Origin of the sequence: Allostreptomyces psammosilenae (genome assembly GCF_013407765.1) — a bacterium.
Lineage (GTDB): Bacteria > Actinomycetota > Actinomycetes > Streptomycetales > Streptomycetaceae > Allostreptomyces > Allostreptomyces psammosilenae.
This window is the reverse complement of sequence record NZ_JACBZD010000001.1, coordinates 2,491,242-2,507,033: the sequence shown is the minus strand read 5'-3', so window position 1 is coordinate 2,507,033 and position 15,792 is coordinate 2,491,242. Positions and strand designations below refer to the sequence as shown.

Annotated in this window: 12 protein-coding genes; 6 read left to right on the top strand and 6 right to left on the bottom strand. The window is 76.7% G+C overall.

Features of this window, described 5'->3' with window-relative positions:
• Window positions 1-104: 104 nt before the first annotated feature.
• Window positions 105-1,487 carry a SpoIIE family protein phosphatase gene (locus FHU37_RS10200; protein WP_179813897.1) on the bottom strand — a complete coding sequence of 461 codons (1,383 nt, stop codon included), beginning with the start codon at window positions 1,485-1,487 and terminating at the stop codon, window positions 105-107.
• A gap of 205 nt (window positions 1,488-1,692) precedes the next feature.
• On the opposite strand from FHU37_RS10200, the gene FHU37_RS10195 reads away from it, so the two are divergent.
• Entirely contained in the window at window positions 1,693-2,463 is a 771-nt protein-coding gene (locus FHU37_RS10195; RefSeq protein WP_179813896.1) for a hypothetical protein, read from the top strand.
• Window positions 2,464-2,481: 18 nt separating this feature from the next.
• Here FHU37_RS10195 and FHU37_RS10190 read toward each other — a convergent pair whose 3' ends face one another.
• Window positions 2,482-3,156 carry an alpha/beta fold hydrolase gene (locus tag FHU37_RS10190; protein ID WP_179813895.1) on the bottom strand — a complete coding sequence of 225 codons (675 nt, stop codon included), beginning with the start codon at window positions 3,154-3,156 and terminating at the stop codon, window positions 2,482-2,484.
• Window positions 3,157-3,285: 129 nt separating this feature from the next.
• On the opposite strand from FHU37_RS10190, the gene FHU37_RS10185 reads away from it, so the two are divergent.
• The 4 genes from FHU37_RS10185 (at window position 3,286) to FHU37_RS10170 (ending at window position 8,193) form a co-directional block, all read left to right on the top strand.
• Window positions 3,286-4,731 (top strand): SWIM zinc finger family protein, encoded by a 1,446-nt coding sequence (locus FHU37_RS10185; RefSeq protein WP_179813894.1) that lies wholly within the window; start codon window positions 3,286-3,288, stop codon window positions 4,729-4,731.
• 5 nt (window positions 4,732-4,736) lie between these two features.
• The gene (locus FHU37_RS10180; protein WP_179813893.1) at window positions 4,737-6,668 is read left to right on the top strand and encodes a hypothetical protein; all 1,932 of its coding nucleotides are present in this window, start codon (window positions 4,737-4,739) and stop codon (window positions 6,666-6,668) included.
• A 110-nt stretch (window positions 6,669-6,778) separates the two neighbouring features.
• Window positions 6,779-7,297 (top strand): membrane protein insertion efficiency factor YidD, encoded by a 519-nt coding sequence (gene yidD / locus FHU37_RS27985; RefSeq protein WP_246449724.1) that lies wholly within the window; start codon window positions 6,779-6,781, stop codon window positions 7,295-7,297.
• Between the two features lie 260 nt (window positions 7,298-7,557).
• Window positions 7,558-8,193 carry an HNH endonuclease family protein gene (locus FHU37_RS10170; protein ID WP_179813892.1) on the top strand — a complete coding sequence of 212 codons (636 nt, stop codon included), beginning with the start codon at window positions 7,558-7,560 and terminating at the stop codon, window positions 8,191-8,193.
• A 196-nt stretch (window positions 8,194-8,389) separates the two neighbouring features.
• Here the strand turns inward: FHU37_RS10170 and trpA are convergent, their stop codons facing one another.
• Window positions 8,390-9,646, bottom strand: a complete 1,257-nt coding sequence (gene trpA / locus FHU37_RS10165; RefSeq protein WP_218903997.1) for a tryptophan synthase subunit alpha — start codon at window positions 9,644-9,646, stop codon at window positions 8,390-8,392.
• A gap of 526 nt (window positions 9,647-10,172) precedes the next feature.
• Between trpA and thiC the strand changes: the two genes are divergently transcribed.
• The gene (gene thiC / locus FHU37_RS10160) at window positions 10,173-11,945 is read left to right on the top strand and encodes a phosphomethylpyrimidine synthase ThiC (protein WP_376774020.1); all 1,773 of its coding nucleotides are present in this window, start codon (window positions 10,173-10,175) and stop codon (window positions 11,943-11,945) included.
• Between the two features lie 37 nt (window positions 11,946-11,982).
• Here the strand turns inward: thiC and FHU37_RS10155 are convergent, their stop codons facing one another.
• From FHU37_RS10155 to FHU37_RS10145, 3 genes are read right to left on the bottom strand one after another with little or no spacing between them, the layout of a single operon-like run.
• Window positions 11,983-13,278, bottom strand: coding sequence for an ABC transporter substrate-binding protein (locus FHU37_RS10155; protein WP_179813890.1), 1,296 nt, complete (start codon window positions 13,276-13,278; stop codon window positions 11,983-11,985).
• Complete coding sequence (locus FHU37_RS10150; protein ID WP_179813889.1) at window positions 13,275-14,249, bottom strand: GlnX family signal transduction membrane protein; 975 nt, start codon at window positions 14,247-14,249, stop codon at window positions 13,275-13,277. The genes FHU37_RS10155 and FHU37_RS10150 overlap by 4 nt, the downstream gene beginning before the upstream one ends.
• A complete protein-coding gene (locus tag FHU37_RS10145; protein ID WP_312892529.1) occupies window positions 14,246-15,733 on the bottom strand; it encodes a vWA domain-containing protein in 1,488 nt (495 codons plus the stop codon). Before FHU37_RS10145 ends, FHU37_RS10150 begins: the two co-directional genes overlap by 4 nt.
• Window positions 15,734-15,792: the final 59 nt, after the last annotated feature.

Genomic DNA, 15,792 nt, shown 5'->3' with positions numbered 1-15,792 from the left:
GCAAGGGGTGCGGGGAGCGCAAGGGGGCAATGTTCGGCAGTGGACGAGCGTGAACCCCCCGGGCAATTGGGGCAGCGCGCAGGGCGTGGCGAGGGAGGGCGCCCCTACCGGACGCGCGCGGCCATCAGGCAGACGTCGTCCGGGCCCGCGCCGAGCAGCGCGTGGACGTGGTCCAGCACGGCCGGCACGGTGTCCGCCGCGGTCCACCCGGAGCAGCGGCCTGCGGCCTCCAGCAGCGCCCTCAGACCCTGGTCGTAGTCCAGACCGGGCCGCTCGACCAGCCCGTCGGTGTGCAGCAGGAGCAGGTCCCCGGGCCGCAGCTCGGTGGTCGTGGCCCGGTAGGCGAGCCCCGGCACGGCCCCGAGCAGCGGGCACTGGGTGCCGGGCAGCGGCATCGCGGTGCCCTCGCGGACCAGGACCGGCGGCGGGTGGCCCGCGCTCACCCACTCCAGGTGCCGGGAGGCGGCGTCGAAGCGCGCGACGAAGGCGGTGGCCGTCCGCTCGTCCGGCGCGTCGCAGACCAGCGCGTTCAGGCACCCGGTGAGGTGGCCGACGTCCTCACGGGAGTACGCCAGCCCGGCGAGGGCGCCGCGCACCTGGGTCATCAGCGAGACCGCGTCCAGGCCGTGTCCGCACACGTCCCCGACCGAGAGCAGCACCCGCTCCGCTGGCAGCGCCCGCACCTTGAACCAGTCGCCGCCGACCTGCGCCTCCGGCTCGCTGGGGCGGTAGGCGACGCTCACCTCCAGCCCGGCGAGCCCGTCGCCCGGGTGGATCCGCGGCCGGGTGGCCTCGCGCAGACGCCGCAGCACGCGCCGCTCGACCGCCGCCTGCTGACGTTCCCGCGACAGCTGGGACTCCACCCGCCGCAGCGGGGTGACGTCGGCGGCCACCACCCGCACCGTGGCCAGCCGTCCCTCCTCCACGCGGGGCTCGGCGACGACCCGCACGTGGCGCTCCGCGCCGCCCAGGCGGTAGCGGTGGACCGCCTCCGTGGCGCGGTGGGTGACCAGGCAGTCGTGGACCTCGCGCAGCAGCGCCGGCAGTTCGTCGCCGACGATCGCGGCCACCAGCGTCTCCAGCGGCAGCGGTCCGTCCTGCGGGCGCCGGTCGAAGACCCGGTACATCCCGGGGGACCAGTACAGGGTGTTCGCCCGCAGGTCCCACTCCGCCCAGCCCAGCCGGGCCACCGAACAGTCGTCAGGGGAGCCGGGGGAGCCGGGGGTGCGGGGGAGGCCGGCAGGACCGGGGGCGCCGGGGACGCCCGGGGTGTCCGGGGCCTGTGGGGCACGCCGGGCGGCGGGGGTGCCCGGGGTGCCGATCGGGAGCGGACGTCCGGGCGTGTGGGCGCGCAGCAGCAGTCGAACGGTGGCCACGGCGAGCTCCCGGTCGGTGTTTCCCCGGGTCCCTCCGCGGCCGTCCAGCAGGGGCGTGCCGGGGAGGACGCCGTCCGGCGCGGGGCGTTCCATGGGGATCGTGCCGTTCATGCCTCCATGGAACCGCCGTGGCAGGCCATCGTCACGGGACCTTGGGCCCTATCCCCGCCGTCGAACGGCCCCGGTCGCCGCCGGCGCCGACCGGTTCCCCGGGCGGGAGCGGGTTTTCGGACACGGGGTCGCCGGGGTGGGGGCGGATCCGGCCGCGCGGGTGAATCCGCCCGGCGGCGTCGGTCCCCGCTGTTACCGTCGCACCATGCTGAGTGGTCTCAACGACGTCCCGTGGGAGGCGCTGACCCACGCCTACGGGACGGCCACGGACGTGCCGGACCTGCTCCGGGCGCTGGGTGACGCCGAACGCTGCCGCGAGGCGCGCGCCCGGCTGGACACCGACCTGGTGCACGAGGGCACGGTCGTCTACCCGGCGGCGCCGCACGTGGTGCCCTTCCTGGCGGAGGTCGCCGCGGACGCGGCGGCGGAGGAGCGGGACGGGGTGCTGCGGACGCTGGCGGGGATCGCCGGTGCGGCCCGGATCACCACGGGCGCCTGGGAGGGCGCCGGGGTGGTCGCCGCCTGCCGCACCGCGCTGGCGCGTCAACTCCCCGTGCTGCTCCCGCTGCTGGACGACCTGGAGGAGCCGGTGCGGCTGGAGGCGGTGGGCCTGCTGGCCGAGCTCGACCACTGCCGCGGCGCCTGCCTGCCGGCGCTCCAGGACCGCTTCGCCGTCGAGCCGACCGCCCAGGTCCGGGCGGCGATCGTCGACGCGACGGCGGAGCTGCTGCTCGCCGGCCCGGGGCGGCCGGAGGAGGAGGCGCCCGGCGAGACGGACGCCGTTCCGGCCGCCCTCGGTTGGCTGCGCGGGGTGGCGGCCGCCGAGACGGGCCGGGCCGGCGCGGCGGCCTCGGCGGCGCTGGAGCGGGTCCTGGCGGCCCGGGAGAGCGCCGCCCGGGAGGGTACTGCTCGGGAGAGCGCCGCCGGGGAGAACGAGCCGCGGGAGGGCGAGGCGCCGGCCCCGGCCGGCGGCTGACGCCGCACCATGCCGCCGTTACAGGCGGTGTTCCCCGAGGAAGCGCAGGACGGCGTCCCGCCACTCGTCGGGGCGCTCCACCATCACCAGGTGGTCGGCGGCGATCTCGGTGTACCGCGCGCCCGGGATGCCGTCGGCCAGCGCCCGGGAGCCGACCGGGGCGACCAGCGTGTCCCGGGTCGTGGCGATGACCAGCGTGGGCACGGTGATCCCGGCCAGGTCAGCGGTGGTGTCCACCTCACGGACCAGCTCGACCTGCCTGACGTGACCGGCCGGCACGTTGCGCTGCCAGTCGTGGGTGGCCCGGCGCAGCCCGGGGTCGGGCGTGGCGAAGCCGGCGGTGAGCACCAGGCCCGCGACCCGGTCGGGGTGTCGCGTGGCGGCCCGCACGGCGACCGCGGTGCCCAGGGAGAAGCCGAGCACCGTGCAGCGGTCCACACCGGCCGCCTCCGCCTCGGCGACCAGGGCGTCGGCCAGCGCGTCCAGCGTGAGCGGGGCGGTGGCGGCGGGAGTCGCCCCCGAGCCGGGGTAGTCGGGGGCGACCACGGTGTGGCCGGCGGCGAGGGCCGGCAGCACCGGGGCGAAGTTGGTCTCGATGCTCCCGGTGGCGCCGTGGGCGAGCAGCAGCCCCGGGCCGGAACCGAGCACGGTGGAAGTGAGGGTGACGGCGCGCTCCGTCGTGGATTGGGTCATGTCGCGCAGGCTGCACCCTGACACCGGTGTGAAGGTCAAGTCCGGGCCTTCGGAGACCCCGGCGCGGCCACCCGCAGCCTATCTGACGAACCGTCAGGACTGTCGGTGGCGGCCCGTAGATTGGTCGTCATGGCGCACACGGAACGTGTCTCCGAACCGCTGCCCGGCGCCACCGGCCCGGCAGCGGGGCATCCCTCCAACCCCTCCACCACCTGCGACGATCCGGAACCGCCGACCTCCACCACCCGCTTCGACGCCCACGCGGACGCCCGCGGGTTGACCGCACTGCTCGACGTGCACGACGCCGACCACCGGACCGGCCGGGCCGCCCCGATGCCGCTGCTCGGCACGGCCTGGGCAGGCCGCCTCCACCTGGAGGCCGTCTCGCGTTGCCGAGGGGTGTACGCCCTGCTGGATCTGCCCGGCGTGGCGGCCACCGGCGTGGGCACCGCCGACGCGACGGCCACCGATGCGGTGGGCACCGACACGGCCACCGACGCGACGGCCACCGCCCCCGCCGGCCTCGCCCTGCTCCCCGGCGGCCGGCTGCTGGCCTGGGCGCGGTCGGCCACCGCCGCCGCCCGGCCCACCGCCACCCTGCACACCGACCGGCTCACCCTGGCGGCCACGCCGGGCGGGGAGCTGGGCCTGGAGCCCACCGCGCCGCACCCCCGCCACCCGGAGGTGCTCGCCGCCGCCTACGCGCTCACCTCCGGCTTCCGGCCGCGCGCCGTGCTGGCCGCGCCCGTCGCGCTGCGGCTGCTGCACGAGCTGGCCACGCTCCCGCCGGACGCCGCGCTCTGGGTGGTCCCCGAGGCGGCCGGCCCCCGGCTGAGCACCCGGGCGGAGCCGGGAGCCGTCTGCCTGCCCGGGCCCGGCCGGCTGGCGCCGCTGCGCCGGCTGCTGCCCTCGCTGCGCGAACTGCGCCTGTTCGGCCCGGCCGTCGGGCACGGCGCCGAACCGGCCCCGTCCGCCTGGCAGGTCACCGGCGAGACCGGCGGCGCCCGGCTGACCCTCCTGCTCTCGCCCGAGCCGGCGCGCGGGCTGCCCGGCGAGGGCGCCGTGCTGGAGGCGCCCTGGGGCACCGAGGCAGGCGACGACCACCTCGGTGACGACCACGCCATCCTGGCCGCCGCCGGAACCCTGGGCTGGACCTTCGCCCCGCCCACCGGCACCACCCCGGCCGGTGCCGCGCCGGTCGGGGAACCGTTCCACCGGCTGCTGCCGCTCCCGGCGGGGCGTGCCGCCGCGCTCCCGCCGCGGCTCAGCGGCGCGCTGGCGCTGGCGGCCCGCGGCGCCGTGCGGCTGGAGCCCCGCGGCGGGCACGAGGCCGTGCTGCGGGCCAGCGTGGAGGGCCGGAACGGCCCGGTGCGGGTGACCGTCGCCCCCGGCCGCGCCACCTGCACCTGCCCCTGGTGGGCGTACTTCCGCGGTGGTCGGGGCCCCTGCAAGCACGTCCTGGCCACCCGGATCACCGCCGGACGCGCGGCCGGCGGACGGCTGCGCCCGCCCCACCCACACCCTCCGGCCACCGACCCGGCCGCCACCGGACCGAACGACCCGAACGGCAGGTGAAGCGCGTGACCACACCCCTGACCCCCGCCATCCCGGAACCGCCCGTCCCCACCCTCCCGGAGCGCGCGGACGCGCTGGAGGAGTGCCTCGGCGAGCTGACCCGCGCCCGCGGCTACGCGGCCGCCCGTCGCCCGCTGCGCCGCTGGCGGGCGCTCGCCCCCAGCCCCGCCGAGCTGCGGCCGCACCTGCCCGTCCTGCTCGTCCTGCTCGCCGAGGCGCCCTCCACCGCGGCGGCCGTCGCGCAGCGCGCCCTGCACGCCCTCGACGAGGCCGGGGCGCTCGGCCCACGGCAGCGCCGCGCGGTGACCGTGACCGCGCTGCGCCGCCCGGAGCAGCGGCTGATCCTGGCCGAGCTGCGCGCCCTGGAGCGCGCCGCTCCCGGCCCGGGCACCGAGCCGCTGCTCGCCGCGGTGGCCGAGGCCACCCGGCACGCGGCGCCGGCCGTTCGCGCGGCGGCCTCCCGGGTGCTGGCCCGGCTGGCGGGCCAGGGCGGTGGCGCACTGCCCGGCCCCGTCGGCCCCGGACCGGCGGAGCCGGAACCGTCCGCCGCGAGGGCGGCCGGTGTGCAGGCGGGCGTCGCCGGCGTCGCCGGCGACGCCACGTCCGGCGCCACCACGACCGGGCGCCCGCTGCCGGTGGGCGTCGTTCCGACGGCGCTGCCGGAGTCGCTGGGCGCGCTGCTCGGGGGGCGGCGCGATCCGGTGCTGCTGGCCGGGGCGCTCCAGGCGCTCGGGGACCACGTCGAGCGGGAGGGACGGGAGTCGCTGCGGACCCTGCTGGCCGGCATGGGGCGGATGCCCCGCCGCGGCGCGCCCGTGTCGCACGCGTCGCCGGTGTCGCAAGCGTCGTCCGCGCCGCCCGGTGCGGGGAGCGCGGAGGGCGTGCCGGGCGCGGGGGACGCGCCGGCCAGTGTGCGGGAAGGACTGGAACGGCTGGTCGCGGCCGGCCTGGGGGCGGTCCCGCAGGAGGGGCCGGATGCCGGGGCCTCCGGCTCCCTCCGGCACGGTGACGGTGATGGCGCGGGCGCCGGGGCGCGGCCGCCGGTCGCCCGGGCGCTCCTGGAGCACCTGGGCGCTCTGGAGCGCTGGCTGCGCGGGCCGGCCGACGCCCCGCGCCCCCGACTGACCGGCCCGGCGGACCTCCCGACGCCGCCCGAGCCGCCTGCGCCGCCGGCCCCGCACGGCGGGGCGGAGGTGGCCGAGGTGGCCGAGGTGGCGGAGCACGCGCCGGTGGGGGAGGAGGCCGGAGCGGCGCCCGGTGAGCCGCAGCGGCGACGCCGGACCGCCGCGCCCCCGCTGGACTGGTGGGCCTGGCCGGTCGTCCTCCCGGACGACCGCGAGGCGCTCGCCGCGCACGCCCTCGCCGCCGGCCTGGACCGGCTGCCGCACGGTGACGCCGGCACGCCGTCCGGGGCCGCCGAACTGCTGCCCTGGCTGGTCGCCGGTGACGGGCCGTGCGGCCCGGCCGTGGACCGGGCGCTGCTGTGCGGCCTGGCGGCACGGGATCCGCTGGACCGGATAGCCGCGACCGACGCGCTGGTCCACCTGGCCAGGGCGGCCGGCGCAGGGGCGGACGGCTGGGATCCGGAGGCGTTCGGGGACCGCCTCGGTCGGGCGGCGGCGGCCGGGGTGGTGCCGACCACCCGGCTCGCCGGGTCGCTGCACGCCGCAGCCGGCGCCGCCCACGCCGCCGGGGCCGTCTGGCGGGCGCTGCGGGCCGCGCTGCCGCACCTGCTGGCCGGCCGGGGCGAGGGCGGGGGCGGACGCCGGCGCGGCACCGACGCCCTGCTGAACGCCGCCGTGGTGGCCGCATCCGCGGCGGGCGCCCGCGGGTCCTTCCCGGCGCTGGACGCGGTGGCCGGGCTCAGCCGCCCGGTGCCGGCCGTGCTCTCCGCCCGGACCCTGCGTGAGGTGCTGGAACCGGCCGTCGGCGGTTGATCGTCCCTGGGCGTGTCCGGGCCGGTTCGGCCCCTGACGGGTCGGCCCCGGACGGCGGCCGCGGCCCGGACACGCCCGGCCACGACGATCGAGCACGATGGAGAGTGAACATGTCCCAGGGCCACCCCGGGTTCGGCATGCCGCCGGATCCGGCCGCCGAGGAGGAACGGCGCCGGCGGGAGCGGGCCGCCCGGCGGGCGCGCTTCCTCCGCCGGAACCGCCCGCCCCGCCCGCAGCGGAGCGGCCGCAAGCGGGACGGCTGCGATGGCTGCGACGGGTGTGGTGGCTGTGACGGCTGTGGCGGCTGTGACCTCAATCTGCTCAGCCTGCGGATGCTGCTCGCGGTGGTCGCGGTGAGCCTCGGGGTGGGGGAGACCGTCCGGACCATCGCCGCCGAGCCGGGCCAGCCGCGGGGAGGACTGGCCCGCCGCGCCCACGCCGCCGTTCGGTACTACCAGTTGCGGATCAGTCCGCGGTACCCGGCCCGCTGCCGCTACTCGCCCACCTGCTCGGCCTACGCGATCGGGGCGCTGCGCCGGCACGGCCTGCTGCGCGGCGGCCTGCTGACGATCGCTCGGCTGCGGCGCTGCCGACCGGGCAACGGTGGGGCCGACCCGGTGCCGAACTGAGCCGGGCCCGGCGCTCCCCGGCCGCGCTCCCCGCTGCCGGACGGCCGGAGCGCGGCGCGGCGGGCGGGGCGACGGTCGCCGCGGCGGGCGGGGCGGGAGAGGGGGAGGAAGCGGGAGGGAACGGGCGGGTGGGACACGGGCAGTGAGTTGACCTGTACGCGTCGCTTATCGTTCATATGACCAACATTTAAATGTAACGGACCATCAGGACCCTGGTCGGGACCGGCTGTCCCCGCCGACCCGACGACCCCGGGGGTCCCATGCGAACGCGAATCCTCCGTTCCCTCACCGCCCTGCTCGGCTTCGTCGCCGCGCTCACGCTGCTGCCGGCGCCGGCCGCCCACGCCGCGCCGCCCGCCCCGCCCAGCCTGTCCACCATCCAGAGCTACCTCAACGCGCTCCCCGTGCGCGCCGAGGCCAACCAGTCGACCTACGACCGCGACCTCTTCCCGCACTGGATCAGCCAGGGCAACAACTGCAACACCCGTGAGGTCGTGCTGCGCCGCGACGGCACCAACGTGGTGACCGACGCCAACTGCGCCGCCGTCAGCGGCACCTGGTACAGCGTGTACGACGGCGCCACGGTCACCTCCGCCTCCGGCATCCAGATCGACCACGTGGTGGCCCTGGCCGAGGCCTGGCGTTCCGGTGCCCACGCCTGGACCACCACCCGCCGCCAGGCCTTCGCCAACGACCTGAACATCGCCCAGCTGATCGCCGTCTCGGGCTCCTCCAACCAGGCCAAGAGCGACTACGACCCGTCCGAGTGGGTCCCGCCGCGCACCGCCTACCACTGCACCTACGCCAAGAACTGGATCTGGGTGAAGTACTCCTACGGCCTGGCCGTCGACTCGGCCGAGAAGAGCGCGCTGCAGACCCTGCTCGGCCGCTGCTGAAACGTTCCCTCATAGCGTCCGGACAGCCATAGCGTCCGGACAGCGTCCGGCCACCAAGGCGTCCGGCCAGGCCGGGCCGCGGGCCCGCGCCCGCCGTCCCTCCTCGGCCGAACCGGTGCCCGGTGCGGCGCGCCCCTCGCGCGCCGCACCGGGCCGCCGCCTTCCGGCCGCCACCCCACCCGGGGCCGACCACCGGTCAGCGGCCCCACCGCGGCCAGCGCCACCGGCCGGCACCGGCCGAGCGCCGCAGGCTGGCGCCGTCGCAGAGCGCGCCGCCGGCCGCCGAACGCGCCCGCCCGGTCGAACCGCCGGCCGCCGCCCCGGCCCGCACCGCGTGCGAGCGGCCGTCCGCGGTCTCGGCGACCGCCGCGGACAGCTCCTCCGCCAGCCGCCGCACCGCCGCCACCCCCGCCCGTGGGGACCGCGCCTGGAGCAGACGCTGGACGAACGCCGAGCCGACGATCACGCCGTCGGCGTAGGAGGCGACCTCGGCGGCCTGCTGCCCCGAGGAGATGCCCATCCCCGCGTACACGGGAAGGTCCGTCAGCGCCCGGATCCGGTTGACGAACGCGGCCGCCCCGACCGCCGGCCCACCACCGCTGCCGGTCACCCCGCGCCCGACCGGGGCGTAGACGAACCCGGACGCCTCCGAGACGATCCGGCGCAGCCGTTCCTGCCCGGCCGTGGGCACCGGGACGAACACCGTGCTCAGCCCGTGCGGCCGGGAGGCCTCCAGCCACGGCCGGGCGTTCTCCACCGGCAGGTCCGGCAGGATGCACCCGCTGGCCCCCGCGGAGGCGAACTCCTCGGCGAAACGGTTCCGCCCGTACCGGTCGATCGGGCTGAAATAGCTCATCACGTACACCTCGGTGCCGGTGGCCGCGACCTCCCGCACCGTGTCCCGGACGTCCGTCATCCGGGTCCCGCCCGCCAGCGAGTGCCCGCAGGCCCGCTGGATCGCCGGTCCGTCCAGCACCGGATCGCTGTACGGCACCCCGATCTCCACGATGTCGCACCCCCCCTCGACCATCGCCAGCAGGGCCCGGGTGGCGGTGCGCCGGTCCGGGAACCCGGCGGGCAGGTAGCCCACCAGCAGCGGGCGGCGCCGTCCCGGGCAACTCGCCTCGGACGCGCCCGCCGCGCCGCGGGCCGCCACGGCCCGCGCGGCGACCCGCACCGGCGCCCCCGGCCCGGCCGTCTCCACCGGCCCGGCCGCGTCCACCGGCGCGGTACCGACACCACCGGCGCGCGGCCCCCGCGCGGCCGGCAGGTCGGCCACCCCGCCGCCGGCCGGGGCGTCACCGGCGACGCCGGCACGCCCCGCCGCGCCGAGCCGGACGCCACCGGCCCGGCTGGGCAGCAGGGCGGCCCGCGCCTGGCCGCCCGCGCGGTGCAGTGACCCCACCCGCTGCTGGAGCTCCTCGTGGACTCCTGACAGCAGAGTTCCGAACATGCGTCGCCTCCTGAGACTGTGGAACGTGTGTCCGACCGCGGACCGGAGCGGGCCTCGGCAACCCGGCGCGGCCGAGCGTCGCAAGTCGCGCGACGGTCGCCGCGGCCCCCACCCCCGTCGTGTGCCTCCGGTCGCCCCCGCCGCGCCCGTGCGTCACGGCCGGCGGGGGATCTCCCGGAGCCACGCGAGATCACTGTGTCCATCGGCGCGAAAGACCCGGAAGCGCGCAAGATTTCGCCGAATTCACCCGTTTGCCACGTGTGAAACCTCCCCGTGTCACCCGTTCGGAGGTACCCAGGAGCCGGCCGTCCACATTCTGGGAACGCCGGCTGGGAACGCCGGGCGCCTGTTGACCCCGGGCGGGGAGCGGCTACCGTAAGGGCGTCATTGCACACGCGGGAGCTCGGAGCACCGGGCTGAGAGGGCGCTGACGCCGCGCCGGGCCGAACGGCCGGCGGCACACCGCTGCGCCGACCGCCGAACCTGACCGGGTAATGCCGGCGTAGGGAGTAGGTCTCACATGGCCATGCCTTCCGTGCCCTCCGACAGCGGCGCGAACGCGACCACGCACGTCTTCCGCAAGACCTACCGACAGGGCTCCCGCCCGGACCTGCGGGTCCCGGCGCGCGAGGTCCAGCTGACCAACGGCCGCACGGTGACGCTCTACGACACCTCCGGCCCGTACACCGACCCCGCCCAGCCCACCGACGTGCGCCGGGGCCTGCCGCCCCTGCGCGACCCCTGGATCGTCCAGCGCGGCGACACCGAGGAGTACCCCGGCCGGGAGCCGCGCCCCGAGGACGACGGCCTCCGCCACACCAGCCCGCGCGGGGGCCTGCGCAACCTCGACGCCGTCTTCCCCGGCCGTCCCCGCCGCCCCCGCCGCGGCCGCGACGGACGCGCCGTCACCCAGCTCGCCTACGCCCGGCGCGGCGAGATCACCCCGGAGATGGAGTTCGTCGCCCTCCGGGAGAACCTGGACCCCGAGGTGGTCCGCGCGGAGATCGCCGCCGGCCGCGCGGTGCTCCCGGCGAACGTCAACCACCCGGAGATCGAGCCGATGATCATTGGCAAGCGCTTCCTGGTGAAGGTCAACGCCAACATCGGCAACTCCGCCGTCACCTCCTCCATCGAGGAGGAGGTCGACAAGATGACCTGGGCCACCCGCTGGGGCGCCGACACGGTCATGGACCTGTCCACCGGCCGCAACATCCACACCACCCGGGAGTGGATCCTGCGCAACTCCCCGGTCCCCATCGGCACCGTCCCGCTCTACCAGGCCCTGGAGAAGGTGGACGGCAAGGCCGAGGAACTCAGCTGGGACGTCTACCGGGACACCGTCATCGAACAGTGCGAGCAGGGCGTGGACTACATGACCGTGCACGCCGGCGTCCTGCTGCGCTACGTCCCGCTCACCGCCCGCCGCAAGACCGGCATCGTCTCCCGCGGCGGCTCCATCATGGCCGCCTGGTGCCTGGCCCACCACCAGGAGAGCTTCCTCTACACCCACTTCGAGGAGCTCTGCGAGATCCTGCGCGCCTACGACGTCACCTTCTCCCTCGGCGACGGGCTCCGCCCCGGCTCCATCGCCGACGCCAACGACGAGGCCCAGTTCGCCGAACTGCGCACCCTCGGCGAGCTCACCCAGATCGCCCGCCGGCACGAGGTGCAGACCATGGTCGAGGGCCCCGGACACGTGCCGATGCACCTGATCAAGGAGAACATCGACCTCCAGCAGGAGATCTGCGACGAGGCGCCGTTCTACACCCTCGGCCCGCTGACCACCGACATCGCCCCCGGCTACGACCACATCACCTCCGGCATCGGCGCCGCGATGATCGGCTGGTGGGGGACCGCGATGCTGTGCTACGTCACCCCCAAGGAACACCTCGGCCTGCCCAACCGCGACGACGTCAAGACCGGCGTGATCACCTACAAGATCGCCGCCCACGCCGCCGACGTCGCCAAGGGCCACCCCGGCGCGCAGCAGTGGGACGACGCCCTGTCCGACGCCCGCTTCGAGTTCCGCTGGGAGGACCAGTTCAACCTGGCCCTCGACCCGGACACCGCCCGCGCCTTCCACGACGAGACCCTGCCCGCCGAGCCGGCCAAGACCGCGCACTTCTGCTCCATGTGCGGCCCCAAGTTCTGCTCCATGAAGATCAGCCGGAGCATCACCGAGCAGTTCGGTGACGACGGCGCCGGCGACGGCGAGGACGCCATCCGGGAGGGCATGCTCGCCAAGTCCGCCGAGTTCGCCGCCCAGGGCAACCGCCTGTACCTGCCGCTGGCGGACTGACCGCACCGGCTGGGCCGCGCACCGCCCGGTGCGCGGCTCAGCCGCAGACGGCGGGCAGCCAGGTCTCCGCGTCCAGTCGCGGGCTGCCCCGGATGCCCTCCAGCTGCCCCAGCAGCTCCTCCATCTGGGTCGGGTCGCCGAGGAACTCCAGGACCGCCCGCTGGAACGCGTCCCGCATCGGCGGCGGCATCGCGTCGGACGCGTCCAGGCACAGCGTGTCGGAGGACCGCAGCACCTCCGCCAGCCGGGCCGTCGTCGGATCGGTGCCGTAGACGCCGGCCGGCACCCGGGCGTTCGCCGAGAGCGGGCGCGGCAGGCCCTCGGCGGTGTTGCGCGCCCACGACTCCTGCGCGGCGTCCGAGGCCAGGAACCGGACCAGCTCCCGGGCCTGCGGGGTGTCCCGGAACATCGCGGCCAGGTCCCCGGAGACCTGCCGCGCCCCCGACGCCGGATCGGCCCCCGGCAGCACCTCGGAGGAGAAGACGAACCCCGCCCGCGGCGTGCCCGGGTCGCGGGCGAACGAACCCTGGTGGCGCAGCGCGCACTCCGGAGGATCGGCGAACAGCCCCGCCGCCTCGTCGCGGAAGTCCGTCGTCAGCGCCTCGGCGGCGGTGCCCGCGGAGCCCGCCGTGACGATGTCCCGCCACGTCCCCCACGCCCGCCGGACCTCCTCCGACGTCCACGCCAACCGGTCCGTCGCCCACGCCTGGTAGACCTCCGGCCCGGCCTGCTGCAGCAGGATGTCCTCGACCCAGTCCGTGCCGGGCCAGCCGGACGTCGCGTCCGACCCCATCCCCACGCACCACTGGTCGCCGTCCGGCGCGAGCCGGGCCAGCTCCCCGGCGGCGTCCGGCCCGCCGAACCGCCCGGTGTCGTACCAGACCAGGCTCTTGACGTCGACCTTGACCGGGAACCAGTAGACCGCCGACGCCCCGTCCAACCGCAGCGACGGCCTCCACAGCGGATCGTAGGCGTCGAACCGCTCCGCGCCGATCACGTCCTGCAGCGGGTGCAGGAAACCGCCCACCGCGTACTGCGCCAGCTCCCCGGCGCTCGGCAGCACCGCGATGTCCGGCGGGGTGCCCGCCTGCACCTGCGAGGAGAGGATCTCCTGCTGCGCCGTGGTGCCCTGGTAGTCGACGGCGATGCCGGTCTCCTCGGTGAACTCGGCCAGCACCGCCCGGAACGCCGCCTCCTCCTGGCCCGTCCAGGAGGCCAGCACGGTCACGCTGCCCCGCGCCCCGGCGGCGCGCACGTACCAGCCCAGCGCGGCCAGCGCGACCAGCAACAGCGCCACCAGTGCGGTCGCCACCCGCCCGAACCGGCCCCTCACGGCTGGAACCTGTACTCGTCGACGCGCGGCTGGAGGCCGAGCAGCACGGCCGCCACGACGAAGGCCGCGCCCACCGGGATCCACACCAGCGCGCCGGCCCGCCACTCCGTACCGGCCAACCGCTCCTCCACCTCCGTGGCGGTCCGTCTGATCGTCGCGCCCACCTCCCCCAGCTCCTCGGCGCCGCGCGGCTGACCGCCCCGGGGCAGCGCCCGGACCGTCTCCTCCACCTCCTGGCGGGAGGAGACCAGCCGGTCCTGGGTGTGCTCGGTGAACACCGCCAGCGGGGCCAGGACCAGCGGCACGGCGGTCGCCGCCACCAGCCACGGGTTGACCCGCCGCCGGAACCGCCGGCGCAGGAAGCGCTGGGTGTGCACCAGCAGGGCGGTCAGGGCGGCGACCAGCACGGTGGCCGAGATCCAGCTGAGCCACAGCACCCAGCCGAAGGACACCTGCTGCCGCAGCACCGCCCGCTGCGCGTCCTGCAACGCGCCCAGCCGGGCCAGGATGCCGCTGTCCGGCCGGCGCAGCACGGTCTCCGCGTAGAACAGGTACGCCTCGCGCAGCACCGGATCGTCCCTGTGCCGGTCGGCCTGCTGGATCCAGCCGGTGTAGGAGACCACCAGCCCGGTCACCGTCTGCAGCGTCCGCCGGCCGACCTCGCCGGCGACGTTCCCCGAGGCGGCGCGGTTCAGGCTCTGGTTGGCCACCGAGATCCGGTCGTCGAACTCCTGACCGGTGCCCACCAGCCGTACGTAGTCCGAGCGCAGGCTCTCCGCCGCCGCCTCCTGCGCCTGCTCCAGGGCGACCCGCGCGGTCGCCACCTCGACGATCACCGGAACGGTCCCCGCGCGCACCGCGGCGGAGTTGCGGTGCACCCCGTGGTAGGCCACCAGCAGCGCCCCGAAGGAGACCAGGGTGAGCACCAGCAGGGTGGCCAGCCGCCGCACCAGGAACCGCCGGGTCGTCACCGCCCCTCCCGCAGCTCGGTGCCGCACGCCGTGCAGAATGCGGCGTCGGCCGGGGAGCGCCGACCGCAGACCCGGCAGACGACGTCCGGCGCGCCCGCCCGGTCCGGCGAGGAGGGGTGGGGGCGCCCGGCGCCCCCGGACGGCTCGCCCGCCCGCGCCCCCGCGGAGGCGCCGACCAGCCCCGAGTGCGTGGTGCTCACGATGGCGGACTGCACGTGCAGCGGGCGGATGACGTCCCTGAGGCGCACCCGCCCGGCCGCCGCGTCCTCGATCTCGACCAGGTTCTCCAGCCGCCGCACCATCCGGTCGTCGCCGAGGGCGTGCGCGAGCCGCACGGCGCGGCCCAGCTCCTCCCGCGCCGCCGCCCGGTCGCCGTCGTCCAGCGCCTCACAGCCCGCGGTGACCGCCCGCTTCATCTCCGCCTGCCGGGCGAAGTGGTCCAGGTGCGGATCGACGCGGCTGGACAGCGCCGGATCGTCGGTCCAGTGCACCAGGATGGCCTCCGGCTCCGGAAGCCGCACCCCCGGGGCGTCCACCACCAGCTCCACGTAGCCGAGCTGGACGTCCTCGCCCTTCGGGTCCCGCCCGGCCTCGGCCGTCAGGCAGACCTGGTACTGGCGGCTCTCGTCGCCCCACGCCCGGGTCGGGTACTCCCGGGTGTGCGCCTCCACCTCGCGGCCCCGCGCGGTGAGGTCGGCCTCGGTCGGGGAGAGCTGCTTGACCATGCGGATCCGGCTGCCCGCCCGGTGGGTGATCCGCAGCCGCAGATCCGGCAGCGTCCGCCCGAGGGCCCTCCGCAGCACCGCCCGGAACTCCTCGGCCAGGTCGCCCTCCACCAGGACGGCGTCGGCCGCGCCGTGCAGCCTCCCGGTGATCCGGGTCAGCTCCTTCGCGTCCCACTCGTCCCCGATTCCCCGGGCGTCACAGGTGAAGTGGTCCACGCACTGCGCGAGCACCCGATCGAGGACACCCGGCGCGTCGTGCTCGTTCTTGCCGTCGGTGAGCAGCAGCACGTGCCGCAGCGGTGCCGGCGTCGCGTCCAGCAGCTCCCGGGCGAGGGACAGCCACGCGCTCACCGAGGTGCCGCCCGAGGCCACCAGCCGGTGGGCGGCGCGCGTCGCCTCGGCCCGGGTGTCCGGCCCGGCCACCGCCAGGCCGCCCGACCCCGGATAGACCACCCGTGCCTCGTGGGTGCCCTCGACGATCGCGAAACGGGTGCCGTCCGGCAGCACCTCCACGGCCGCGGCCGTGGCGCGCTGGGCCGCCGTGATCTTCATCGGCCACATCGAACTGGAGCAGTCGATGACGATCACCTCGGCCATCTCCGGCCCGGCCGCCGCGCCGGCCCGCAACCCCCGTGCCGTGACGGTGAGCACGGCGTGCATCTCGTGCTCCGCCGACCCGGCGGGCAGGTACTTCTGCTGGTTCACCTTCAGCGTGATGCCGGGGCCGGCCTCCGCCCCGGCGTGGTCCGTCGTGCTCACCACGTCCCCCCAACGTTCGCCCTGGCGACAACGGTCAGATCCGCCCCATCCGTCCCTCT